Below are 24,298 nucleotides of genomic sequence, written 5' to 3' on the forward strand. Positions count from 1 at the left end.
GGAGTCCTTCATGACGGCCCCAGCCGACCTCTCGCCTACCCTTGAACTGGCCTGCGACCTGATCCGTCGTCCCTCGGTGACCCCGCTGGACTTCGACTGCCAGAAACAGATGATGCAGCGCCTGGGCGATGCCGGCTTCATGCTCGAACCGATGCGCATCGAAGACGTCGACAATTTCTGGGCCACCCACGGCAGCGACGACGGCCCGGTACTGTGCTTTGCCGGCCACACCGACGTGGTGCCCACCGGCCCGGTGCAGGCCTGGGCCAACGACCCGTTCGACGCCCTGATCGACGCCGACGGCATGCTCTGCGGGCGCGGCGCGGCCGACATGAAGGGCAGCCTGGCCGCCATGATCGTGGCCACCGAGCGCTTCGTCGCCGACTACCCGAACCACAAGGGCAAGGTCGCCTACCTGATCACCAGCGACGAGGAAGGCCCGGCCCATCACGGCACCAAGGCCGTGGTCGAACGCCTGGCGGCGCGCAACGAACGCCTGGACTGGTGCATCGTCGGCGAGCCGTCGAGCACCACCCTGGTCGGTGACGTGGTCAAGAACGGCCGTCGCGGCTCGCTTGGCGCCAGGCTCACCGTGCGTGGCGTGCAGGGCCACGTGGCCTACCCGCACCTGGCGAAGAACCCGATCCACCTGGCCGCCCCGGCCTTGGCCGAACTGGCCGCCGAGCACTGGGACGAGGGCAACGATTTCTTTCCCCCCACCAGCTTCCAGATCTCCAACCTCAACTCGGGGACCGGCGCCACCAACGTGGTGCCAGGCGAGCTGACCGCACTGTTCAACTTCCGTTTCTCCACCGAGTCGACCGTCGAAGGGCTGCAGGCCCGCGTGGCGGCGATCCTCGACAAGCACGGCCTGGACTGGCAGGTGGACTGGGCGCTGTCGGGCCTGCCGTTCCTCACCGAACCGGGCGACCTGCTCGACGCGGTGTCGGCCAGCATCAAGGCCGTGACCGGCCGCGACACCCAGGCCTCCACCAGCGGCGGCACCTCCGACGGGCGCTTCATCGCCACCCTGGGCACCCAGGTGGTCGAACTGGGCCCGGTCAACGCCACCATTCACCAGGTCAACGAGCGGGTCCTGGCCAGCGACCTGGACGTGCTGACCGAGATCTACTACCAGACCCTGACCCGGTTGCTCGTCTGATGCTCATCTGCCCCATCTGCAGCGCCGCGCTCGGCGCCCTGGACAACGGTGTCGGCTGCCCTGCCGGGCACCGCTTCGACCGGGCGCGCCAGGGCTACCTGAACCTGTTGCCGGTGCAGCACAAGAACAGCCGTGACCCTGGCGACAACCAGGCCATGGTCGAGGCACGTCGCGACTTCCTCAATGCCGGGCACTACGCCCCGGTGGCACGGCGCCTGGCCGAGCTTGCAGCCGAGCGCGCGCCTGCGCGCTGGCTGGACATCGGCTGCGGCGAAGGCTACTACACCGCGCAACTGGCCGACGCCCTGCCCCAGGCCGACGGCTATGCCCTGGACATCTCCCGCGAGGCGGTCAAGCGTGCGTGCCGGCGCAACCCGGCACTCACCTGGCTGGTGGCGAGCATGGCCCGGGTGCCACTGGCCGATGCCAGCTGCCAGTTCCTGGCCAGCGTGTTCAGCCCGCTGGACTGGCAGGAAGCCAGGCGCCTGCTCAGCCCCGGCGGCGGCCTGATGCGCGTCGGCCCCACCAGCGGTCACCTGATGGAGCTGCGCGAACGGCTGTACGATGAAGTGCGCGACTATGCCGACGACAAGCACCTGGCCCTGGTGCCCGCGGGCATGCACCACGCCCACGGCGAAGTGCTGGAGTTTCGCCTGAGCCTGGCGGCCCCGGCCGACCGCGCCAACCTGCTGGCCATGACCCCCCATGGCTGGCGCGCCAGCGCAGAAAGACGCGCGGCCGTCATCGATCACCCCGAGCCCTTAGAGGTGACGGTATCGATGCGTTACGATTACTTTGTGCGCCAAGACTGAGCCGCACCCGGAGAGCCCCATGCGCCAACCCGATATCGAGATTTACCTGAAGGACGCCGACGTCGATCACAAGCAGATCGCCGCCTGGCTGGGCCAGGCCCTCGGCCCGTGCAGCGACTGGCAGCAGAAGGGCCAGACCTACAAGTGCAAGGCCGGTAACGTACCTGTTACCTGGCTGCCCAAGGCTGTGGGCAAATGGAACAGCCTGTACCTGGAAAGCGACCAGACCCCGTGGGAGGACGACATCGCCTGCGCCCGCGCCGCATTCGCCGCACTCAATGTCGAAGTGCGCTGCGCGCCGGGTAGCTGGGTGGAAGAGGAAGGTGAAGAAGACGCCGACCGCTGGATCCGCATCAGCGCCGATGGCGAGGAAGAGATCACCTGGCGTACCAGTTGAGCCGTTGACCGGCTTTGCTTAGGCGCCAGCCTTGCTGGCGAAGCCCGGCATCGCCGGGCCAAGGGGCTGCTGCGCAGCCCATCGCCAGCAAGGCTGGCGCCTGCCGCTTTACAGCCCCACTACGTCTTCGGCCTGCAGGCCTTTCTGGCCCTGGGTCAGGTTGTACTCGACCTGTTGCCCTTCCAGCAGGGTGCGATGCCCTTCACCGCGGATCGCGCGGTAATGCACGAACACATCCGCACCGCCCTCACGCTGAATGAAGCCATATCCCTTGGCGTCATTGAACCACTTCACACTTCCAGTCTCACGAGACGACATCTGAACTACTCCGGATTTTTATTTTGGAATCGCCTTGTCGGCAGGGCCTCACCAGGCCCCACCTACGCCGCTTGCGGATTTGTCCTGCAAGTGGCGGACCGACTATAACGCAGCCATTCAACAATTTTCATGACCGGGGCGCTTTTTGCTGAACTTGCGCGGATACGGCACACTAACCTACCGAGCATCTGCTCGAATCCCATTACCCAGGGCACCTACCGAATGACCCGTTCCCCCTTGCGCCGCCTGATCTTCGGCGCCCTGCGCCGACTGCTGTACCTGTGGGTGCGCTCCGAAACCATCAACCAGTCATCCTTCTCGCTGAACCTGGACCGCAGCCGTCCGGTGTTCTACGTGCTGCAATCACCCGCGCTCACCGATCTGGCCGTGCTCGACCGCGAATGCACCAAAGCCGGGCTTCCGCGCCCGGTGCTGCCCGTGGCGGTAGGCCCGGTGATGGAGCCGGCAGCGTTCTTCTACCTGACCCCCGAACCCGACTGGCTGGGCCGCCACGACAAGCGCGGCGCACCGCCGACGCTGACGCGCCTGGTCAACCTGGTCAGCCAGCACGCCGAACAGGACGCGCAGATCATTCCGGTCAGCGTGTTCTGGGGCCAGTCGCCGGCCAGCGAATCGAGCCCGTGGAAGCTGCTGTTCGCCGACAGCTGGGCCGTCACCGGGCGCCTGCGCCGGCTGCTTACCGTGCTGATCCTGGGGCGCAAGACCCGCGTGCAGTTTTCCGCGCCGATCCATCTGCGTGAGCTGGTCGAGCACAACAAGGGCCACGAGCGCACCGTGCGCATGGCCCAGCGCCTGCTGCGGGTGCATTTTCGCAACCTCAAGACCGCCGTCATCGGCCCCGACATCTCGCACCGGCGCAACCTGGTCAAGGGCCTGATCCACGACCCGCTGGTACGCCAGGCCATCAGCGACGAGGCCCAGCGCGAGAACATCCCGCTGGCCAAGGCCGAGGCCCAGGCCCTGCGCTATGGCAACGAGATCGCCTCGGACTACACCTACACCGCCATCCGCTTCCTCGAAGTGGTGCTGAGCTGGTTCTGGAACAAGATCTACGACGGCATCAAGGTCAACCATATCGAACAGGTGCAAGGCATCGCGCCGGGGCACGAGGTGATCTACGTGCCCTGCCATCGCAGCCACATCGACTACCTGCTGCTGTCGTACCTGCTGTTTCGCAACGGCCTGACGCCGCCGCACATCGCCGCCGGCATCAACCTCAACATGCCGGTGATCGGCAGCCTGCTGCGCCGCGGCGGTGCGTTCTTCATGCGCCGCACCTTCAAGGGCAACCCGCTGTACACCGCGGTGTTCAACGAGTACCTGCACACCCTGTTCACCAAGGGCTTCCCGGTGGAGTACTTCGTCGAGGGCGGGCGCTCGCGCACCGGGCGCATGCTGCAGCCCAAGACCGGTATGCTGGCGATCACCCTGCGCAGTTTTCTGCGTTCCTCGCGCACCCCGATCGTGTTCGTGCCGGTGTACATCGGCTACGAGCGCGTGCTCGAAGGCCGCACCTACCTGGGCGAGCTGCGCGGGGCGAGCAAGAAGAAGGAATCGATCTTCGACATCTTCAAGGTCATCGGCGCGCTCAAGCAGCGCTTCGGCCAGGTGGCCGTGAACTTCGGCGAGCCGATCCGCCTGGCCAGCTTCCTCGACCAGCAGCAACCAGGCTGGCGCGAACAGGACCACAGCCCGCAGTTCCGCCCGGCCTGGCTCAACGAAACCACCTCGCGCCTGGGCGAGAAGGTCGCGCAGCACCTGAACGAGGCCGCCGCGATCAACCCGGTCAACCTGGTGGCCCTGGCGCTGCTGTCCACCAGCCGCCTGGCCCTGGACGAACGCGCCCTGGCGCGGGTACTGGACCTGTACCTGGCGCTGCTGCGCCAGGTGCCCTACTCGGCCCATACCACCCTGCCCGAAGGCGACGGCCTGGCGCTGATCGGCCACGTGCGCGGCATGGACCTGCTGGCCGAGCAGCAGGACGCGCTGGGGCGCATCCTGTACCTGGATGAAAACAACGCGGTACTGATGACCTACTACCGCAACAACGTACTGCACATCTTCGCCCTGCCGGCGCTGCTGGCAAGCTTCTTCCAGAGCAGCTCGCGCATCAGCCGCGAACTGATCGGCCGCTACACCCACGCGCTGTACCCGTATCTGCAGTCGGAGTTGTTCATCCGCTGGGATGCCCAGGAGCTCGACGGGGTGATCGACCAGTGGCTGGAGGCATTCGTCGAACAGGGCCTGCTGCGTTTCGAGAACGGCGTGTACCTGCGCCCGGCCCCGAGTTCGCGCCAGTTCGTGCTGCTGACCCTGCTGGCGCGGGCCATCACCCAGACCCTGCAGCGCTTCTACATGGCCACCGCGCTGCTGCTCAACAGCGGCCAGCACACCCTCAGCGCCGAAGAGCTGGAAGACCTGTGCGTGGTCATGGCCCAGCGCCTGTCGATCCTGCATGGCCTGAACGCCCCGGAGTTCTTCGACAAGAGCCTGTTCCGCCACTTCATCCAGACCCAGATCGAACAGGGCGTGCTGCGCCCGGATGCGGCGGGCAAGCTCGGCTACCATGAAAAACTCAGCGAGCTGGCCGAAGGCGCCGCCAAGCGCGTGCTGTCGGCCGAGGTGCGCCTGTCGATCCGCCAGGTGGCCTTGCAGCGCAGCGACGAAACCACCGAACACACCGAGCAACAAGTCTGAACAGGAGTACACGATGAAGAAATTGACCCTGGCTGTGCTGGGCAGCCTGCTGGCCGCCTGCAGCAGCACCCCGTCACCCTCCAAGGCCAGCCTGGACGGCGAGGTGTTCTACCTGCAGCGCATCGCCCTGCCACCGGCAGCCACCCTGAGCGTCAGCCTGCAGGACGTGTCGCTGGCCGATGCGCCAGCTGTCACCCTGGCCAACCAGAGCGGCCCGGTAAAAGGCCAGGTGCCCCTGCCGTTTCACCTGAGCTACGACCCGGCACAGGTCAAGCCGGGCCACCGCTATGCCGTGAGCGCGCGCATCGAGCTGGACGGTAAGCTGCTGTTCATCAACACCGAACACCACGGCGTGCAGCTGGACGGTAGCGACGCCCAGCCTGTACGAATCAAGGTCGACGCCGTTCGCTGATCCCCTTTTTGCCTTTGGATAAGGATGCTGCCATGTTCCGCCCTGCTCTTACCTTTACCGGCCTGTGTGCCGGCCTGCTGTTGTCGGCCAGTGCGCTGGCCCTGTCGCTCGGCGACCTGTCGCAGAAGGACGCCACCGGCGGCCTCAAGGATGCCCTGACCCAAGGTGCGCAGATTGCCGTCAAGCAACTGGGCACCCCAGGCGGCTTCAGCAACAACCCGGACGTGCGCATCGAGCTGCCGGGCAACCTGGGCAAGGCTGCCAAGGCCATGAAGAAATTCGGTATGGGCGCCGAGGTCGACCAGCTCGAAGCCAGCATGAACAAGGCGGCCGAGGCGGCAGTACCGCAGGCCCAGGCGTTGCTGGTGGATGCGGTCAAGAAGATGAGCGTGGCCGACGCCAAGGGTATTCTCAGCGGTGGCAACGATTCGGCCACCCAGTACCTGAACAAGACCAGCCGCGAGCAGATCCGTGCCAAGTTCCTGCCCATCGTCAAGCAGGCCACCGACCAGGTCGGCCTGGCCAAGCAGTACAACAGCTTTGCCGGGCAGGCCTCGTCGCTGGGCCTGCTGGACAGCAAGAACGCCAACGTCGAGGGTTATGTGACCGAACAAGCGCTGGATGGCCTGTTCGAGATGATCGGCAAGCAGGAAGCGACGATCCGCCAGAACCCGGCGGCCGCGGCTACCAGCCTGGCCAAGAAGGTCTTCGGCGCCCTCTAGGGCCCTTCGCCGGCAAGGCCGGCTCCTACAGGATGCGCAGTGCCCCCGTAGGAGCCGGCCTTGCCGGCGAACGCCTTCTCAGGGCTTGCGCACCTTGAACCACGCCGCATACAGCGCCGGCAGGAACAGCAGCGTCAACGCCGTGGCCACGATCAGCCCGCCCATGATCGCCACCGCCATCGGCCCGAAGAACACGCTGCGCGACAGCGGAATCATCGCCAGCACCGCCGCCAGCGCGGTCAGCACGATCGGCCGGAAGCGCCGCACCGTGGCCTCGATGATCGCCTGCCAACGGTCCAGCCCGGCCGCGATGTCCTGCTCGATCTGGTCCACCAGAATCACCGAGTTGCGCATGATCATCCCCGACAGCGCAATGGTGCCCAGCATCGCCACGAAGCCGAACGGCTGACGGAACACCATCAGGAACAGCACCACCCCGATCAGCCCCAATGGCGCGGTGAGGAACACCATCACCGTGCGCGAGAAGCTGCGCAACTGCACCATCAGCAAGCTCAACACCACCACGATGAACAGTGGCACCCCGGCATTCACCGAGTTCTGCCCGCGGGTCGAATCCTCCACCGTACCGCCCACTTCCAGCAGGTAGCCATCCGGCAGCTCGGCACGCACCGGCTCCAGGGTCGGCAGTATCTGCTTGACCAGGGTCGCCGGCTGCTCCTTGCCATAGATGTCGGCACGTACCGTCACCGTCGGCAGGCGATTACGGTGCCAGATGATGCCTTCCTCGAAGCCGTACTCCAGCGTCGCCACCTGCGACAGCGCAACGCTGCGCCCATTCTCGGTGGGCACCGCCAGGCTCGACAGGTTGGTCAGCTCGGTGCGTTCCTGGCGCGTGCCGCGCAGCAGGATCTCGATCAGCTCGTTGTCTTCGCGGAACTGGCTGACCGACGAACCGGTCAGCGAGCTTTGCAGGAACTTGGCCAGGTGCGCGGTGCTGATCCCCAGGGCCCGGGCACGGTCCTGGTCGATACTCAGGTAGATCACCTTGCTCGGCTCTTCCCAGTCCAGGTGCACGTTCACCACATGCGGGTTCTCGCGCACCCGGGCCGCCACCTTGCGCGCCAGTGCACGCACTTCCTCGATGTGCTCGCCGGTGACCCGGAACTGCACCGGGTAGCCCACGGGCGGGCCGTTTTCCAGGCGCGTGACCCGCGAACGCAGGTCCGGGAACTGCTCGTTCAGGGTCTCGATCAGCCAGCTGCGCAGCGCCTCGCGCTCCTCGATGGTCTTGGCCAGCACCACGAACTGGGCGAAGCTGGTTGCCGGCAACTGCTGGTCCAGGGGCAGGTAGAAGCGCGGCGAGCCGGTGCCCACGTAGGCCACATAGTTGTCGATGCCGGCGCGCTCCTTGAGCAGGGCCTCCAGGCGCGTGACCTGCTCGGCGGTGTTGCTCAGCGAGGCGCCCTCGGCCAGCTTCAGGTCGACCATCAGCTCCAGCCGTCCGGAGGCCGGGAAGAACTGCTGGGGCACGAAGCGAAACGACAGCACGCTGAGCACGAACAGGCCCAGGGTCGCCACGATCACCGTCTTGCGGTGCGCCACGCACCAGCCCACCAGCCGCCGTACACGCTGGTAGAACGGCGTGCCATAGGGGTCGGTGGCGCCATCGGTGGTGCCGTGCTTGGCCGCGTGCAGCTTGGCCAGGTCTGGCAGCAGCCGCTCGCCCAGGTACGGCACGAACACCACGGCGGCGATCCACGAGGCAATCAGGGCAATGGTCACCACCTGGAAGATCGAGCGTGTGTACTCGCCCGTGCCCGACTGCGCCGTGGCAATCGGCAGAAAGCCCGCCGCTGTGATCAGGGTGCCGGTGAGCATCGGGAAGGCGGTGCTGGTCCAGGCGTAGCTGGCGGCCTTGAAGCGATCGAAGCCCTGCTCCATCTTGATCGCCATCATCTCCACCGCAATGATCGCGTCATCCACCAACAGCCCCAGCGCCAGCACCAGCGCCCCCAGGGAAATCTTGTGCAGGCCGATCCCGAGGTAATACATCGCGGCAAACGTCATCGCCAGCACCAGCGGAATCGCCAGCGCCACCACCAGGCCGGTGCGCATGCCCAGCGAGAAGAAGCTCACCAGCAGCACGATGGCCAGTGCTTCCACCAGCACCTGCACGAACTCGCCTACCCCGGTTTTCACGGCGGCCGGCTGGTCGGATACCTTGCGCAGCTGCATGCCGGCCGGCAGATTGGCCGAGATACGGGCAAACTCGACCTCAAGGGCCTTGCCCAGCACCAGGATGTCACCACCGGCCTTCATCGATACCGCCAGGCCGATGGCGTCTTCGCCCATGAAGCGCATGCGTGGCGCGGGCGGATCGTTGAAACCGCGGCGCACATCGGCCACATCGCTGATACGGAAGGTGCGCTCGCCCACCCGAATGGGGAACTGCTCGATCTGCTCCACCGTCTCGAAACGCCCGCTCACGCGCAGTTGCAGGCGCTCGCTGGGAGTTTCGAAAAAGCCTGCGGTGGTCACCGCATTCTGTTCCTCCAGCGCCTGCTGCACGGCTTCAAGCGGCAGGCCCAGGGTCGCCAGCTTGAGGTTCGACAGCTCGATCCAGATCTTCTCGTCCTGCAGGCCGAGCAGCTCGACCTTGCCCACATCCTTTACCCGTTGCAGCTGGATCTGCACGCGGTCGGCGTAGTCCTTGAGCACCGCGTAGTCGAAGCCTTCACCGGTCAGTGCATAGATATTGCCGAAGGTGGTGCCGAACTCGTCGTTGAAGAACGGCCCCTGGATACCCGGCGGCAAGGTGTGGCGAATGTCCGCGACCTTCTTGCGGATCTGGTACCACAGCTCGGGAACATCCTTGGAATGCATCGAGTCGCGGGCCATGAAAGTGACCTGGGACTCACCAGGGCGCGAGAACGAGACGATCTTCTCGTACTCGCCTGTCTCCATCAGCTTCTTCTCGATGCGTTCGGTGACCTGGCGCGAGACTTCCTCGGCGCTCGCCCCCGGCCAGTTGGTCTTGATCACCATGGCCTTGAAGGTGAACGGCGGGTCTTCGCTCTGGCCCAGCTTGGTATACGAAAGCGTGCCGACCAGGGCCAGCAGCACCATCAGGAACAGCACGATCTGGCGATTGCGCAGCGCCCAGGCGGAAAGGTTGAAACCCATCGGGACTTACTCCTTGGCCGCCAGATTCACCACGCGATTGGACCGGTCCACCGGTCGTATCTGCTGCCCTTCGTGCAGCACGTGGCCACCAGCCGCCACCACCCAATCGGTGGGCTTGAGGCCTTCGAGCACCGGCACGCTGGCCTGGCCGTAGGCGCCAACCCGCACCACGGTGCGCTTGAGCGTATTGTCAGGCTCCACCCGCCACACGTAGGTCTGGCCGTTCTCGGCGCTTAGGGCCGACAGCGGCACTGCCAGCGGCACCTGCTCGGCGTGCTGGATGAACACCCGTGCGCTCTGCCCCAGTTCTGCGGGTACCTTGCCGGCCGCGAACGCGATGCGCGCAGCGAAGGTACGTGACCGCGGGTCGGCGGCCGGCGACAGCTCGCGGATGCGACCCTCGAAGCGCGTATCCGGTTGCGACCACAGCTCCACCGACACCGGCTGGCCGACCTTGAAGCGGCCGAAGTTCTGCTCCGGCAGGCTGATCAGCACCTCGCGCTCGCCATCGGCGGCCAGGGTGAACACGGTCTGCCCGGCAGCCACCACCTGGCCCACCTCGACCTGACGCTTGGCTACCACCCCGTCCTGTGGCGCGCGCAGCACCGAATAGCCGGCCTGGTTGCCGGCCACATCGAATTCGGCGCGCACCTGGTTGGCTCGCGCCAGGCCTGCGCGGTACAAGTTTTCGGCGTTGTCGAACTGCGAGCGGCTGACCATCTGGCGTTCCAGCAGGGTCTGGTAGCGGTCGCGCTCGGCCTTGACCAGGCTCAGGTTGGCCTGGGCCGCTGCCATCTGCGCGCGGCTGGCCTCCAGCTGCAGGCGCACGTCCTGCGGGTCGAGCTCGGCCAATGGCTGGTCGGCCTTGACCCGCTGGCCCTCCTCCACCAGGCGCTTGCTGACCTTGCCGGGAATACGAAACGCCAACTCCGGCTCGAGCCGGGCGCGCACTTCGCCGGGGTAGCTGTCGACCGCCGCCGTGGACAGCTGCGGCTGCACCACCATGGCCGGGCGCAGGGTGCTTGGCGGGGGACTCTCCTGCCCGCAGCCGCTCAGCAGCAAGGCAAGGGTAAGCGGGAATGCAAGGGGCAAGGCATGACGCAACATGATCGAGAACCTTCCGTGAGTAGCGCATCTAATATTTATACCGGCGGGTATAGTAAATCAGCGCAACGGCGCCGGGAAGCGATTGTCGGACAGAAATTTCAGGGTCGTCGCACGCACCGAACTGACACCTGGACCTGCCGCTTGGGCCCTCCGTGGAGCCGAAAAAGCCACTTCCACCCGCCATCACTGGCGCTGATAGGCGTTCAAAGCGCAGATTGCAGCCCCCAGGCGGCGACCACGGTGTACCCTGTACCCCTTAACGAACCTGTACGTGTCATTCATGCCAAACGAAACCAGCGCCCCCAACGGCCCCGGCCGGCCCAAGGACCTCGCCAAGCGCCAGGCCATCCTCGAGGCGGCCAAAGCCCTGTTTCTCACCCACGGTTACGCCAACACCAGCATGGATGCGGTCGCGAATGCGGCAGGGGTTTCGAAACTGACGGTCTACAGCCACTTCAACGACAAGGAGACACTGTTCTCCTCGGCGATCGTGGCCACCTGCACGGCCCAGTTGCCCGAACTGTTCTTCGAACTGACCGAAGGCACGTCGGTGGAGCAGGTCCTGCTGAACATCGGGCGCGGCTTCCAGGCGCTGATCAACAGCGATCAATCGGTCAAGCTCAGCCGCCTGATCATGGCCCTGGGCACCCAGGACCCCAAGCTCAGCCAGATCTTCTTCGAAGCCGGCCCGTTGCGCGTGCTGCGCGAGATGGAGGCACTGCTGCAGCGCGTCGACCAGCATGGTCTGCTGCGTATCGAGCAGCCGGCCAGGGCGGCCGAGCACTTCTTCTGCCTGCTCAAGGGGGCGCCGAACTATCGCCTGCTGCTCGGCTACTCCCCGGCGCTGGACGCCGAGGCTGCCGAGGCACATGTGCAGGACGTGGTGGCGGTGTTTTTGCGGGCCTACCGCCCCTAGTCAGGGCTTGAGGGCTTTCTTGGGGTAGATGTCGTAGCGGCTCGACTTGCCTTCCAGGCTATGGCTGGGCTTGGGCCCGTCGATGATCGGCGCCTTGCGCGGGCGCTTGACCACCACCCGGTGGCTGGCCAGGGCCAGGGCGGCCTCCAGCAGTGCCGGGGCATCCAGGTCATCGCCCACCAGCGGGCGGAACACGCGCATCTCCTTTTTCACCAGGGCGCTCTTGTCGCGGTGCGGGAACATCGGATCGAGGTAGATCACCTGCGGCGGTTCGCCCTGCCAGTCGCGCATGCGCTCGATGGAGTTGCCTGCCAGCAGCTGCATGCGGGCCACGATGGGCCCCACCTCGGCATCCGCTGCCGCACGCGCCAGGCCATCCTCGAGCAGCGCCGCCACCAGCGGCTGGCGCTCGATCAGTTGCATCTGGCAGCCCAGGCTGGCCAGCACGAAGGCGTCCTTGCCCAGCCCTGCCGTGGCATCCAGCACCCGTGGACGCACGCCCTGAGCGATGCCGACCGCCTTGGCGATCATCTGCCCGCTGCCCCCGCCGAACACCCGACGATGGGCCGCCGCGCCCTCGACGAAATCCACCCGCACCGGGCCCGGTGCCTGCGGGCCCAACTGCTGGATCTGCAGGCCGGTCTCGCCCACCTGCACGGCAAAGGCCGCCGACGCATCCTGCAGCGGCAAGCCCAGGCGCACCGCCCAGTGCTCGGCCTGTGCCTGATACTCGGCAGCCAACGCCTCGACCCGGATACCGCCGTCCGCCAGTTGCTCCACCGCTCACCTTCCCCACACAAAAAAATTAAATGATTGCCGGCCTGTGCCGATAACCGCAGTAATCGCTATTTTGCCAGACCCGGACAGCCTTCGACTGCCATGTCAGACATTCTTCAGCTCCCTTCCGGTTATTTGTCGCCCGTCGGCGACTTTGCCCGGCACAACACCCAGACCCTCGGCGGCGTCAGCCACCTGTGGCAGGACTTCTTTGCCCAGGCGTTGGCAGAGCAGCAGGGTGAAGGTGCGCAGGAAGGTCAGCTGGCGGTCCCCGAGGTCGACACCGTCACCGGCGAACCGATTGCCGGCAGCCAGACCCTGGCGCAGATCCACAGCCAGCGCCTGTGCGACGTGCACGACACCATCGTCGCCCCGCCCGAGCCGCTGTTCCTGCCGATTGCCGAATTCGAACTGGACCTGCTGGACAAGCCTGCGCCGCCATTCAGCGCGCTGGAACTGGTAGAGCAGCAGCGCCAGCTGGACATCAGCAACAACTGGGTGCGCCCGGTGGTGATGAGCCAGGGTCATCCGCTGCCGCAGCCAGGCCCGGCGCCGCAACCCTACCCGTTGCACCTGCCGATCGCGGAGCTGGAAGCCAGCCTGCTCGACCCGGCGCCGGAGCCGTTCGACCAGGCCACGCTGCTCAAGCAGCAGTCGGACCTGGAGTTCGACCTCAGCTGGGCCCGTCCGGTGGTACTGAACAACGTGCGCATCGCCGCCTAACGGCAGATCTGCCAGAAGCCCATGTCCAGGTGGAAGTGGTTGCGGTGGGCAGCGTTGTAGTCAGGCCCCAGCACCGTGTTGAAACTGTCGCAGCCGCCAGCCTGCACCTCGCGTAGAAACTTCGCCTTCCCCCCCTCACCCGGCCAGTCGCGCAGCACCTCGATGCGCTGCCCATCGGCCAGCCTGAACCCGGCGATGTCGAGCGCATTGGCGCTGGCATGCTGGCTGCGCCGCCCTTCCTTGCGCCCGTACACATTGCGACAGGCAAAACTGCCCAGGTGATCGACCTGCACCACCGCCTGGCCGAATGCACGCTGCGCGGCCGGTTGCAGGCCGTGGCGCTCGAACAGCGCGAAGGCCACCGCCACCGGGCAACTGGCCAGAAAACTGCTGCTCAGGCGCACGCCCGAGCCCTGCACCCGCACCACGTTGTGCAGCGGGCAGGCCACATCTGGCGCGCTGTCGGCCTGCTTGCTGTAGCGCAGCGTCGAGGTGGCCAGGGCCTGTTCGCAAAGCCTGGGGTCATCCTGCAGGCGGCTCAGCTTGTAGGGGGTCAGCAGGTTCGGGGGCGCCTTGACGTCCAGCACCGCCCACGGGTTCCAGGCAGCCGGCAGGCGCCAGCCCTGTTGCCAGGCCACCAGCCCCGCCGCCATCGCTATCACCAGGAAAATGCCCACTCCCCGCATGGACGATCAGCGCCTGAACAACTGGTTGAGCTGGTCGAACGGCAGCGCCTGTTCGGCATAGTCGAAGCGGCCCTGCTGCTGGATCCGTTCGGCGGCGTGGAAGAACGCGCCGTAGGCCGCACGCGCCAGCGACGAGCCGACGCTGATGCGCTTGACCCCGAGCGCCTGCAGGTCGCTTACGCTCAGGTCCACCCCGCTCAGCCCCATCAGCACGTTGACCGGCCTGGGCGCCACGGCCTGCACCACCTGGCGAATCTCCTCGGCGCTGCGCAAGCCCGGCGCGTACAGCACATCGGCACCGGCCTCGGCAAAGGCCTGCAGGCGCTTGATGGTGTCGTCCAGGTCCAGGCGCCCGTGCAGCAGGTTTTCGGCGCGGGCACACAGGGTGAACGGGAACTCCAGGCTGCGCGCCGCCGCAACGGCTGCCTCGACGCGCTCCACTGCCTGATGAAAGCCATAGATCGGCTCTTGCGGGTTGCCGCTGGCATCCTCGATGGAGCCGCCTACAAGCCCCACAGCGGCGGCCTGCAGGATGGCCTCGGCGCAGCCCTTGGGCGTATCGCTGAAGCCGTTCTCGAGGTCTGCAGCCACCGGCAGAGCAGTGGCATCGACGATGCTGCGCGCGTTGCCCAGGGTTTCCTCCAGGCTCATGGCGCCTTCGGCATCGGGGCGCCCCAGCGAGAACGCCAGGCCGGCGCTGGTGGTGGCCAGCGCCTCGAAGCCGAGGCTGGCCAGCAGCTTGGCCGAGCCTGCATCCCAGGGGTTGGGGATGACAAAGGCGCCATCACGTTCATGCAGCGCCTTGAAGGCTTCGGCACGCAGGGTTTGCACATCCATGATCACGACTCCAGAGCAGGCGGTACGGGGCGGTCAGAGCAGGCCAAGCTGCTCGGCTGCGGGCGCCCTGTGCAGTTCAGGCAAGGCCGGCAAGCCGGGCAGGCGCTCCATCAGGCCCTGATGAAAACGCTGCGCCAGCGCGGCTGCCAGGCGGTTGTCGGCAGTATGCAGGAAAACGTACGGGGTGCGCCCCTCCTCGATCCAGGCCGCGACCTTGTCCAGCCACGGCAGCAGAAACGGCTCGTTGGCCGCCAGTTCCGGGTGGCCGATGAAGCGCACCTGCGGGCTCTGGCTGAAGGCGGCAGGGCGTGGCGGCACCCGCGGTTTCTTGGACTGGGCATGCAGCACGCCCGGATCGCGCGAGGTGCAACTGAACAGGGCACGCGGGTCCAGGCAGATGCGTTCGACGCCGCGATCGAGCAACAGCCGATTGAGCAGACGTTCCTCCTCACCCTTGGCGAAGAAGGCCTTGTTGCGCACCTCCACCGCCAGCGGCACGTCCACCTCGTCGATAAATGCCACCAGCTCGCCCAGGCGTGCTGGACCGAAGCTGGCAGGCAGCTGCAACCAGTAGGGCGCCACACGGGCGCCCAGCGGCTTGAGCAGGTTGATGAAGGTTTGCGCGGCCACGCATTGCTGACGCAGGTCGTCTGCATGACTGATGTCGCCGGGGAACTTGGCGGTGAAGCGAAAGTGCGCGGGCATGATCTGCGCCCAGCGTTCGAGGGTGGCGGGCGCGGGGCGCGCATAGAAGGTGGTGTTGCCCTCCACCGCATTGAACACCTGGCAGTAGAGGCCGAGAAAGTCGCTGGGTCTGGCCTCGGCGGGGTACAGGTACTCGCGCCAGGCGTTTTCACTCCAGGACGGGCAACCGAGAAAGTAAGGTAAAGGCGTCATGCCTCAAATGTACAGGTCCAACCCCAGCACTTCCATCTCCCAGTCCACGAAGCCGGCAGTGGTCAGGTAGCTGGCCAGGGCCTGGGCGGTGCGCTTGTTGCGCGCCCGCGGGAAGATCATGTCCTGCTGGCGCACCGGCAAGCCGCTGCGGCTGGCGCCGCCTGCAGCACCTGATGGCGACGGCTGCGCCTCGAACTCGCCCGGCAGGTCTTCGTCCACGTCCTCTTCGCGCACCGGCGGCTTGCGCAGCGGGCGCTTGATCGGATAGGACTGGGAAGAGAAGCCGTCGACACGCATGAACGATTACTCAGGAGCAATGATGGCAATTTAGCGGCACCTGAGAGACTTCGCAAATGCCCGACTGATAACTGGACCACATATCGAGCAAAAGGTTTATGCGCAACGGCGATAGACGACCAGCGGTTTACCGCGCCTTGGGCGTGGCCACCTTGTCGCGCAGGTACACCGGTTGGGCGAGATCGGGCGCAATACCTTCGCCCCGGTCCCAGGCGAACCGCGCCAGGGTCAGCAGGTCGAGGGCGTGGGGCAGCATGCCGGCGTCCTGGCCACTGACGGCAACCGGCAGGCGCTCGGCGTAGCCCCAGCCGGTACCGGCACCGAACCAGTCGCCGGCCGCGCCCGGCGGCAGGCTGACCTGTTCGGGCGCCAGCACCGCCTCGCTGCCCAGCAGGCGCATTTCGCCGGCCTGCTGCTGGTAGCAGCCCCAGTACACCTCGTCCATGCGCGCATCGATCGCCGCCGCCACCTGCTCGGCGCCGTGCTCGCGCAATGCGCGCTGGGCCAGCAGCGCCAGGTTGGACACCGGCAGCACCGGGCGCTCGAGGGCGAACGCCAGGCCCTGCACCACGCCGATGGCGATCCGCACCCCGGTAAAGGCGCCGGGGCCGCGGCCGAAGGCAATCGCATCGACGGCCGACAGGGCGATGCCCGCTTCGGCCAGCATCGTCTGGATCATCGGCAGCAGCTTCTGCGCGTGCAGGCGCGGGATCACCTCATAGTGGCTGAGCACCTTGCCGTCATGCAGCAAGGCAACGGAGCAGGCTTCAGTGGCGGTATCCAGGGCCAGCAAGGTGGTCATCGGGGGTTCCAGGGGGCAAGAAAAAAGAACGGCATTATAAACAACAACGGCCCGCAAGCGGGCCGTTGTGTGCACATCCGAGCGGTGATCAGCTCAGAGCGGCCAGCACCTTGGCGGTGATGGCATCGACCGAGCCCACGCCTTCGATGTGGCTGTACTTGGGCTTGCCACCGTTGGCAGCCGACAGCTTCTGGTAGAAGTCCACCAGCGGCTTGGTCTGCTCGTGGTAGACCGACAGGCGATGACGCACGGTTTCTTCGGTGTCGTCCTTGCGCTGGATCAGCGGCTCGCCGGTCTCGTCGTCCTTGCCTTCAACCTTCGGCGGGTTGTAGACCACGTGGTACACGCGACCCGAACCTTCGTGCACGCGGCGGCCGGCGATACGCTGGACGATCTCTTCGTCGGCAACGGCGATCTCGACCACGGCATCCAGCTCGACGCCGGCGCTCACCAGGGCTTCAGCCTGGGGAATGGTGCGCGGGAAACCGTCGAACAGGAAACCCTTGGCGCAGTCGGCCTGAGCGATGCGGTCCTTGACCAGGTTGATGATCAGCTCGTCGGACACCAGCTTGCCGGCGTCCATGATCGCCTTGGCTTCCAGACCCAGCGGGGTGCCGGCCTTGACCGCGGCACGCAGCATGTCGCCGGTGGAAATCTGGGGAATACCGAACTTCTCGGTGATGAACTTTGCCTGAGTACCTTTACCGGCCCCGGGAGCTCCCAGCAGAATTACGCGCATCTTGTGCTCCTCAATTTTTTATAAGCAAATCAATGGATTCGCCACTCAGGGCCAATCCCAAGAATCGGGTGATGACCGCAAATCGGTCAAAAGGCTGCTCAAGATACACAGCGCACCCGGACCACACAAGCGGTCGAAAGTCGGAAAAAAATACTGCGTGAGGCCCGTTCGTGCCCGGGTTGCGCCCGGCGCAACCGGGGGCGAAACCGCTTCGCCCGGGTGCTCGGGGCGCGCGCCGGGCACTGGCGCGCCACCCCTGCCCCGCCCTCAACCGGTGTTGCGCAGACCTGCCGCAATACCCGCCACAGTCACCAGCAGCGCCTGTTCCAAGGGGCTGTCCAGAGCGGCTTCGCGTGCGCGCGAGCGTGCCAGCAGCTCGGCCTGCAATAGATGCAGCGGGTCCAGATAGGTGTTGCGCAGACGGATGAATTCCAGGGTGTCAGGGCTGTGCGCCAGTAGCACCGGCTGCCCCGTGAGCCCCAGCACCACCTGGCACGCCTGCGACAATAGGTCGCGCAGATGGGCACCCAAAGGTCGCAGTTGCGGTTGCACCAGACGTTCGTCGTAGAAGCACGCGATGTCGGCGTCGGCCTTGGCCAGCACCATCTCGAGCATGTCGATGCGGGTGCGGAAGAACGGCCACTGTTCGCGCATCTCGGCCAGCAGTTCGCCCTGGCCACGGGCCAGCGCATTGTTCAGCGCCGCCTCCCAGCCCAGCCAGGCGGGCAGCATCAGGCGCGTCTGGGTCCAGCCGAAGATCCACGGGATCGCCCGCAGGCTCTCGATGCCGCCAGCGCGCCGCTTGGCCGGGCGACTGCCCAGTGGCAGGCGGCCGAGTTCCTGTTCCGGGGTGGACTGACGGAAGTACTCGACGAACTCGGGGTTGTCGCGCACCACGCCACGGTAGGCCTTCACGCCGTCGGCGGCCAGCTGGTCCATCAGTTCGCGCCAGGCCGGTTGCGGCGGCGGTGGCGGCAGCAGGGTCGCCTCCAGCACCGCAGCCAGGTACAGGTTGAGGTTCTGCTCGGCGATGTCCGGCAGGCCGAACTTGAAGCGGATCATCTCGCCCTGCTCGGTGGTACGGAAGCGCCCCGCCACCGAGCCCGGCGGCTGCGACAGGATCGCCGCATGCGCCGGGCCGCCACCACGCCCCACGGTGCCGCCGCGACCGTGGAACAGCAGCAGTTCGACCTGTTCTTCACGGCAGATGCGCACCAGGGTTTCCTGGGCACGATACTGCGCCCAGGCCGCCGCGGTGGTGCCGGCATCCTTGGCCGAATCGGAATAGCCGATCATCACCTCCTGCGGCCCGTGCAGGCTGGCGCGATAGCCCGGCAGGCCGAGCAGGCGTTCCATCACCGGGCCGGCGTTGTCCAGGTCGGCCAGGGTTTCGAACAGCGGCACCACGCGCATCGGCCGGCGCACGCCGGCTTCCTTGAGCAGCAGTTGCACGGCCAGCACGTCGGAAGCGGCGCCGGCCATCGAGATCACGTAGGAGCCCAGCGAAGCGGCAGGTGCGGCGGCCACCTCGCGGCAGGTGGCGAGCACCTCGGCGGTATCGGCCTGGGGCTTGAAGTCGCCAGGCAGCAGCGGCCGGCGGTTGCTCAGCTCCTGCTGCAGGAAACGGATACGCGCGTCTTCATCCCAGTCGGCGTAGCGCCCCAGGCCCAGGTACTCGGTGATCTCGCTGAGTGCGTCGGCGTGCCGGGCGGCGTCCTGGCGCACGTCCAGGCGCACCAGAAACAGCCCGAAGGTAACGGCCCTGCGCAGGCAGTCGAGCAGCGGGCCATCGGCGATCACGCCCATGCCGCACGCGTGCAGCGATTCGAAGCACAGCAGCAGCGGCTCGAACAGGTCGCGGTTGTCGTGCAGCACCTCGGCGGGGGCCGGCTGCGGGCTGGCCAGCGAGCTCTGGGCCCAGACCCGCGTCACCCGCAGGCGATCACGCAGTTGCTTGAGCAGGGTGCGGTAAGGCTCGGCCGAATCACCGACCTTGGCACGCAACGCCTCGCTGGCCTGCTGCATCGAAAGTTCGGCGGCCAACGAATCGATGTCGCGCAAAAACAGGTCGGCGGCCATCCAGCGCGCCAGCAGCAGTACTTCGCGGGTGACCTTGGCAGTGACATTGGGGTTGCCGTCACGGTCGCCGCCCATCCACGAGGCGAAGCGGATCGGCGCAGCCTCCAGCGGCAGGCGCAGGCCGGTGGCCTCGTGCAGCGCCTTGTCAGCCTTGCGCAGGTGATGCGGGATGGCGTGCCAGAGCGAGTGCTCGATCACCGCGAAGCCCCATTTGGCTTCGTCCACCGGGGTCGGCCGGGTACGGCGGATCTCTTCGGTGTGCCAGGCCTCGGCGATCAGCCGTTGCAGACGCTGGCGCACCTGGTCGCGTTCGGCGGGGGTCAGGTCGCGGTGGTCCTGGGCGGCCAGTTGCGCGGCGATGGCGTCGTACTTCTGGATCAGCGTACGGCGCGCGACTTCGGTCGGGTGGGCGGTCAGCACCAGCTCGATGCTGAGCTTGCCCAGCTGGCGAGCCAGGGCGTCGTCGCTGTGCCCGGCGGCCTTGAGCCGGGCCAGCAGCTCGGGCAGCACGCGCGACTCGAACGGCGCGGGCTGGTCGGCATCACGACGGCGAATCAGCTGGTACTGCTCGGCGATGTTGGCCAGGTTGAGGAACTGGTTGAAGGCCCGCGCCACCGGCAGCAGTTCGTCTTCGGCAAGGTCGTTCAGGGTCGAACTCAGCTGCTCGGCACTGCCGCTGCGGTCGGCCTTGGCGCTGCGACGTATGTCTTCGATCTTTTGCAGAAAGGCTTCGCCGTACTGCTCGCGCACGGTGTCGCCCAACAACTCGCCCAACAGGTGAACATCTTCTCGCAAGCGCACATCGATATCGGTCATCAGCCTTGCCTCCGCATCCTGGGAAAACAGCTCTGGGTCCAGAGTGCCCCGTCGAGGTTGGGCTTTCAAGCCGGGTGGGCGATGCAACCAAACTATGTGCGGTGGCGATGCTCTAACGAACACATCCACCTGTGGGAGGCCACCATGAAGATCCGTGATTTAGCCGAGCATTGGGAACACAGCGCCAAGGGCCCGTTGAGCGCCACCGGCCACGTCCTGCACCTGGACGTCGAAGCGGCGGCGCGCCTGGCGGCGCTGAGCGAAATGTACCCCAAGCGCCGGCCCGAAGAGTTGCTGGGCGAATTGCTCGGCGCGGCGCTGGAGGAGCTTGAGGCGAGCTTTCCATATGTGAAGGGCCAGCAGGTGATCGCCACCGACGAGGAAGACAATCCGCTCTACGAAGACGTCGGCCCCACCCCTCGCTTTCTGGCGTTGTCACGCCGTTACCTGCGCGACATGAGTGAGCGCAAGGACGGGCCGGCGCACTAGTGATCCGCTGGCCGACTGCGGGCTGCGCTGTGGAGCGCCACAGCCCGCATGCCTCTGCGATGGGCCGTGCAGCCGCCTCGAGAACCCCGCATTCAAGGCCCTTTGATGGCCCGAACCACAAACTCCGTCTATACCCATACAGGCACGCGTACTACGCACGCGCTGCAAAGTTCCCCCGAAAACCTACTGACCGATCAGTCAGATAAAAACACGATAAGGCGAGACTTTTTTCTGAACTATTCAAAAAACGCTTCGGTCACAGCCAATAGCCATTACGGCAAAACCCCTAAGCTACGGGCATATCGTGTTCCCCAGGCTGACGGGCCATGCCGATGGATTGTTACGGAATTCGTTGTTCATCAGGAGTGATCCAATGGAGTTGACCACCATGAAGACCCGCACCGAAAAAACCTCCTTCACCCAACTGCGCGGGCTCAAGCTGGCTGCGCTGGCATTGGGCAGCAGCCTGGTTCTGGCCGGCTGCGCAGGCAATCCGCCAACCGAGCAGTACGCCGTAACGCAGTCAGCGGTGAACTCCGCCGTCAGCGCGGGCGGTACCGAGTTCGCGGCGGTGGAAATGAAGGCGGCTCAGGACAAGCTCAAACAAGCTGAAATCGCCATGCATGACAAGAAGTACGACGAGGCCAAGCGCCTGGCCGAACAGGCCGAATGGGACGCTCGCGTCGCCGAGCGCAAAGCCCAGGCGGCCAAGGCCGAAAAAGCGGTGCAGGACGCCAACCAGGGCGTGCAGGACCTGCGTGAGGAAGGCATGCGCAGCGTGCAGTAAGCCGCTCGCCTCACCGACCCATGCATTCGTAATCGATAAAGGATGACCCACTATGCGTAAACACGTGATGATCCCCGCCCTTCTGGCCTTGAGCGTTGGTCTGGCTGCCTGCTCCACGCCGCCTAACCCGAACCTGGAATCCGCCCGCACCAACTTCTCCGCCCTGCAGAGCAACCCGCAGGCGAGCAAGGTCGCGGCGCTGGAAACCAAGGACGCGCAAGACTGGCTGAACAAGGCCGACCAGGCCTACATGAACAAGGAAGACGAGAAGAAAGTCGACCAGCTCGCCTACCTGACCAACCAGCGCGTGGAAGTGGCCAAGCAGACCATCGCCCTGCGTGATGCCGAGAACAACCTGAAAAGCGCTGCCGCCAAACGCGCCCAGGCCCGCCTGGATGCCCGTGATGCGCAAATCAAGCAGTTGCAGAACAGCCTCAACGCCAAGCAGACCGAACGCGGCACCCTGGTGACCTTCGGCGACGTGCTGTTCGACTTCGACAAGGCCAACCTGAAAAGCAGCGCCCTGCCGAATATCACCACCCTGGCGCAGTTCCTCCAGGAAAACCCTGACCGCAAGGTGATCGTCGAGGGCTACACCGACAGCAAGGGCTCTGCCAGCTACAACCAGTCGCTGTCCGAGCGTCGCGCCAACGCGGTTCGCACCGCACTGGTACGTGCCGGCGTAGACCCATCGCGCATTGTCGCCCAGGGCTACGGCAAGGAGTTCCCGGTGGCTGACAACTCCAGCAACTCGGGCCGTGCGCAGAACCGTCGCGTGGAGGTCACCATCTCCAACGACAACCAGCCGGTAGCGCCACGCTCGGTAAGCAAAGCCTACTGACAGGCTGAGCAACCCGCAGAATCCCGCCTGTCACAGGGCGGGATTTTTTTTGCCTGCCCCTTGCGCAAATAACTACCACCGCCACCTGCCGGGCCTCTGGATCAATGCCACATTCCCCCTCCACAAGGACTGTGCACCATGCCCACTTCCAACACCGACGCGCGGGTGCGTCAATTCGATACCCTGTTCTCGCCGCTTGAAACTCAGGAGCAACCGGCCTGGCTGCAGCAGGCCAGCCCCGAGCAACGACGCCAGCTGCACCAGTACCAGGTACTGGGCCGGCTGGCCCGACGGCGGGCAACGCAGGCATTCGCGAAGGTTCAGAGCCTGTACACCTACAACCTTCTGGACCTGTCTGCGAAGGACTTCGCCACCGTCACCGCACAGGTGTTCCATCGCGTGCAGCAGCGCAGGAGCCTGGACGAGGTCTACCTGACCTACCTGCAGGCCATGCTCCAGCGCCGTACGCTGCTTGACGCCAAGCAGGATGCCTACCTGGCGACCCTGCGCGAGGAATACAGCATCGCGCACATCCGGGGCCACCTGGGCAGGCAAGGCAGGCAGTTGCTCGAGTGGATCATCGGCGCCTATCCGGACGGTTCGGTGGAGTTCCCGCAACAGGGCCCGTACTTCGGCCCGGATGTAACGGTGTGCGCATCGCTCAGGCTGTTCGACGACCTGCTGGTGCCCGGCATCCTTCTGCTCGGCCCGCCGGTGGACGATGCCCCGTGCGTCGCGTACATGCCGGGCCACCCGCAGCACCCGCTGAAGCAGTACCCCTCGCGCACGCACTTCTTTGCCAGCCTGCGCGGCGCGCTGGCGAGCACCGCCTTCCAGCAGTACTTTCTGCGCTTCATCCCCCTGCGTCACCAGCAGCGGGTGGTGAGCAGCTGGCAGGCCAGCGACGCGATGCTGGACCTGCCGATGGACACCAGCGCCCTGGACCAGGGGCTGCGCTGGTTCGTGCAGAAGCACATGATCGAGCGCCTGCTCGACGATGCGCGCCTGCTGATCCCGACCACACCACAGCAGGCCGACAGCCTGAACACCCTGTGCACCCCGTTCGCCAGCGCCCTCGAAGCGCATCTGCTGATCGGCGCCGGCGCGGGCCTGTGCTGCACCGAGGAAGACGAAGGCCAGGCACCTTCGCAGTGGGTCACACCGCTGCGTGTGATCAAGCCGGCACCCGCCGACTATCGGCGCTGGCTACCCGACCTGAGCAGTTACCGCCTTGACGCCGCCAGCTCCCCGACCGGGCAACCGGATGCCATGGGGCTCTACACCCAGGGCGTGCACAAGGCGATCATGATCAACCAGGCGTTCTACCGGGTGGAGCAGGCCCCCGAGGGCCACTGGCAGATACGCCACCCCACCGACAAGGATGCCTACTGCCCGCCTCTGTACCACAACGGTGCCGGAGCCTGGCACCATCGCCACGAGCAGCCCCAGCGCTGGGAACGCCTGTCGCTGCTGCGTCGCATGGGGCCGCTCGCGGCCGGCTTCGACGATGCGCGCCTGCTGGAGCTGGGTCGCGTCAGCGGGGCTGACAATTCAAGCCTGCGCCAGATGTACCTGCGCGACCGACCCGCGCCCGCGCTGCTGGTGCATGTGCTGCAGCGGGCACGCATTCAGGACCAGGTAGCGCGCAGCATGGCCCTGATCGCCCAGGGGCTGGCGGTACCCGAAATCGATGATGTGCCCCAGCTGCAGGCCTTCTACCAGGCCGTGGCCGTCTATCTGGGCAAGGAACCGGCATCGAGGCGAACCCGTCGCAGCGGCGATTCGACCCCTACCCCCGGCGACACCGCCACCCCCTGCAC

General features: G+C 66.1%; 23 protein-coding genes. 12 read left to right on the plus strand and 11 right to left on the minus strand.

Annotated features, from left to right (window positions below; genetic code table 11):
• Nucleotides 1-10 precede the first annotated feature (10 nt).
• The 3 genes from dapE to JZZ72_RS08145 are packed head-to-tail and all read left to right on the plus strand — an operon-like array spanning nucleotide 11 to nucleotide 2,371.
• Nucleotides 11-1,162 (plus strand): succinyl-diaminopimelate desuccinylase, encoded by a 1,152-nt coding sequence (gene dapE / locus JZZ72_RS08135; RefSeq protein WP_043863240.1) that lies wholly within the window; start codon nucleotides 11-13, stop codon nucleotides 1,160-1,162.
• Nucleotides 1,162-1,974 carry a putative RNA methyltransferase gene (locus tag JZZ72_RS08140; RefSeq protein WP_210014272.1) on the plus strand — a complete coding sequence of 271 codons (813 nt, stop codon included), beginning with the start codon at nucleotides 1,162-1,164 and terminating at the stop codon, nucleotides 1,972-1,974. Before dapE ends, JZZ72_RS08140 begins: the two co-directional genes overlap by 1 nt.
• Nucleotides 1,975-1,993: 19 nt before the next feature.
• Nucleotides 1,994-2,371, plus strand: a complete 378-nt coding sequence (locus tag JZZ72_RS08145) for a hypothetical protein (protein WP_043863238.1) — start codon at nucleotides 1,994-1,996, stop codon at nucleotides 2,369-2,371.
• A gap of 108 nt (nucleotides 2,372-2,479) precedes the next feature.
• On the opposite strand, the gene JZZ72_RS08150 is transcribed toward JZZ72_RS08145, so the two are convergent.
• Nucleotides 2,480-2,689, minus strand: a complete 210-nt coding sequence (locus JZZ72_RS08150) for a cold-shock protein (protein WP_038996759.1) — start codon at nucleotides 2,687-2,689, stop codon at nucleotides 2,480-2,482.
• 222 nt (nucleotides 2,690-2,911) lie between these two features.
• On the opposite strand from JZZ72_RS08150, the gene plsB reads away from it, so the two are divergent.
• The 3 genes from plsB to JZZ72_RS08165 are packed head-to-tail and all read left to right on the plus strand — an operon-like array spanning nucleotide 2,912 to nucleotide 6,541.
• On the plus strand, nucleotides 2,912-5,407 hold the full coding sequence (plsB, locus tag JZZ72_RS08155; protein WP_058541480.1) for a glycerol-3-phosphate 1-O-acyltransferase PlsB: 2,496 nt from the start codon (nucleotides 2,912-2,914) through the stop codon (nucleotides 5,405-5,407).
• Between the two features lie 13 nt (nucleotides 5,408-5,420).
• Complete coding sequence (locus tag JZZ72_RS08160) at nucleotides 5,421-5,819, plus strand: YbaY family lipoprotein (protein WP_043863236.1); 399 nt, start codon at nucleotides 5,421-5,423, stop codon at nucleotides 5,817-5,819.
• 32 nt (nucleotides 5,820-5,851) lie between these two features.
• Nucleotides 5,852-6,541, plus strand: a complete 690-nt coding sequence (locus JZZ72_RS08165) for a DUF4197 domain-containing protein (protein ID WP_043863235.1) — start codon at nucleotides 5,852-5,854, stop codon at nucleotides 6,539-6,541.
• A gap of 78 nt (nucleotides 6,542-6,619) precedes the next feature.
• Here JZZ72_RS08165 and JZZ72_RS08170 read toward each other — a convergent pair whose 3' ends face one another.
• The gene (locus JZZ72_RS08170) at nucleotides 6,620-9,685 is read right to left on the minus strand and encodes an efflux RND transporter permease subunit (RefSeq protein WP_043863234.1); all 3,066 of its coding nucleotides are present in this window, start codon (nucleotides 9,683-9,685) and stop codon (nucleotides 6,620-6,622) included.
• Nucleotides 9,686-9,691: 6 nt separating this feature from the next.
• The gene (locus JZZ72_RS08175; RefSeq protein WP_043863233.1) at nucleotides 9,692-10,792 is read right to left on the minus strand and encodes an efflux RND transporter periplasmic adaptor subunit; all 1,101 of its coding nucleotides are present in this window, start codon (nucleotides 10,790-10,792) and stop codon (nucleotides 9,692-9,694) included.
• Between the two features lie 280 nt (nucleotides 10,793-11,072).
• Here JZZ72_RS08175 and JZZ72_RS08180 point away from each other — a divergent pair, with 280 nt between their 5' ends.
• Nucleotides 11,073-11,708, plus strand: a complete 636-nt coding sequence (locus JZZ72_RS08180) for a TetR/AcrR family transcriptional regulator (protein ID WP_043863232.1) — start codon at nucleotides 11,073-11,075, stop codon at nucleotides 11,706-11,708.
• Here the strand turns inward: JZZ72_RS08180 and JZZ72_RS08185 are convergent, their stop codons facing one another.
• Entirely contained in the window at nucleotides 11,709-12,488 is a 780-nt protein-coding gene (locus JZZ72_RS08185; RefSeq protein ID WP_043863231.1) for a class I SAM-dependent methyltransferase, read from the minus strand. It abuts the gene before it with no gap.
• Between the two features lie 99 nt (nucleotides 12,489-12,587).
• Between JZZ72_RS08185 and JZZ72_RS08190 the strand changes: the two genes are divergently transcribed.
• Nucleotides 12,588-13,208: a hypothetical protein gene (locus tag JZZ72_RS08190; protein ID WP_058541478.1), complete on the plus strand. Its 621-nt coding sequence runs from the start codon at nucleotides 12,588-12,590 to the stop codon at nucleotides 13,206-13,208.
• Here the strand turns inward: JZZ72_RS08190 and JZZ72_RS08195 are convergent.
• The 7 genes from JZZ72_RS08195 to ppc form a co-directional block, all read right to left on the minus strand.
• Nucleotides 13,205-13,894, minus strand: a complete 690-nt coding sequence (locus tag JZZ72_RS08195; protein ID WP_078480079.1) for an extensin-like domain-containing protein — start codon at nucleotides 13,892-13,894, stop codon at nucleotides 13,205-13,207. The two genes, JZZ72_RS08190 and JZZ72_RS08195, sit on opposite strands and share 4 nt — an antisense overlap.
• A gap of 6 nt (nucleotides 13,895-13,900) precedes the next feature.
• Entirely contained in the window at nucleotides 13,901-14,731 is an 831-nt protein-coding gene (locus tag JZZ72_RS08200) for an isocitrate lyase/PEP mutase family protein (protein WP_043863228.1), read from the minus strand.
• Nucleotides 14,732-14,764: 33 nt separating this feature from the next.
• The gene (locus tag JZZ72_RS08205; RefSeq protein ID WP_054915011.1) at nucleotides 14,765-15,628 is read right to left on the minus strand and encodes a DUF72 domain-containing protein; all 864 of its coding nucleotides are present in this window, start codon (nucleotides 15,626-15,628) and stop codon (nucleotides 14,765-14,767) included.
• 3 nt (nucleotides 15,629-15,631) lie between these two features.
• Nucleotides 15,632-15,925: a hypothetical protein gene (locus tag JZZ72_RS08210; protein WP_043863226.1), complete on the minus strand. Its 294-nt coding sequence runs from the start codon at nucleotides 15,923-15,925 to the stop codon at nucleotides 15,632-15,634.
• 127 nt (nucleotides 15,926-16,052) lie between these two features.
• Entirely contained in the window at nucleotides 16,053-16,727 is a 675-nt protein-coding gene (gene tsaB / locus JZZ72_RS08215) for a tRNA (adenosine(37)-N6)-threonylcarbamoyltransferase complex dimerization subunit type 1 TsaB (RefSeq protein ID WP_043863225.1), read from the minus strand.
• 88 nt (nucleotides 16,728-16,815) lie between these two features.
• A complete protein-coding gene (adk, locus tag JZZ72_RS08220) occupies nucleotides 16,816-17,466 on the minus strand; it encodes an adenylate kinase (protein WP_043863224.1) in 651 nt (216 codons plus the stop codon).
• Nucleotides 17,467-17,733: 267 nt separating this feature from the next.
• Nucleotides 17,734-20,361, minus strand: a complete 2,628-nt coding sequence (ppc, locus tag JZZ72_RS08225) for a phosphoenolpyruvate carboxylase (RefSeq protein WP_210014273.1) — start codon at nucleotides 20,359-20,361, stop codon at nucleotides 17,734-17,736.
• A gap of 144 nt (nucleotides 20,362-20,505) precedes the next feature.
• Between ppc and JZZ72_RS08230 the strand changes: the two genes are divergently transcribed.
• From JZZ72_RS08230 to JZZ72_RS08245, 4 genes are all read left to right on the plus strand, one after another.
• A complete protein-coding gene (locus tag JZZ72_RS08230) occupies nucleotides 20,506-20,850 on the plus strand; it encodes a hypothetical protein (protein WP_043863222.1) in 345 nt (114 codons plus the stop codon).
• Nucleotides 20,851-21,223: 373 nt separating this feature from the next.
• Entirely contained in the window at nucleotides 21,224-21,637 is a 414-nt protein-coding gene (locus tag JZZ72_RS08235; RefSeq protein WP_043863221.1) for a DUF4398 domain-containing protein, read from the plus strand.
• Between the two features lie 52 nt (nucleotides 21,638-21,689).
• The gene (locus JZZ72_RS08240; RefSeq protein ID WP_043863220.1) at nucleotides 21,690-22,478 is read left to right on the plus strand and encodes an OmpA family protein; all 789 of its coding nucleotides are present in this window, start codon (nucleotides 21,690-21,692) and stop codon (nucleotides 22,476-22,478) included.
• 138 nt (nucleotides 22,479-22,616) lie between these two features.
• Nucleotides 22,617-24,298 (plus strand): dermonecrotic toxin domain-containing protein (locus tag JZZ72_RS08245; protein WP_210014274.1); only part of this gene is annotated, 1,682 nt, incomplete at its 3' end.

The sequence above is a fragment of the Pseudomonas palmensis genome (assembly GCF_017848315.1).
GTDB classification, from domain to species: domain Bacteria; phylum Pseudomonadota; class Gammaproteobacteria; order Pseudomonadales; family Pseudomonadaceae; genus Aquipseudomonas; species Aquipseudomonas palmensis.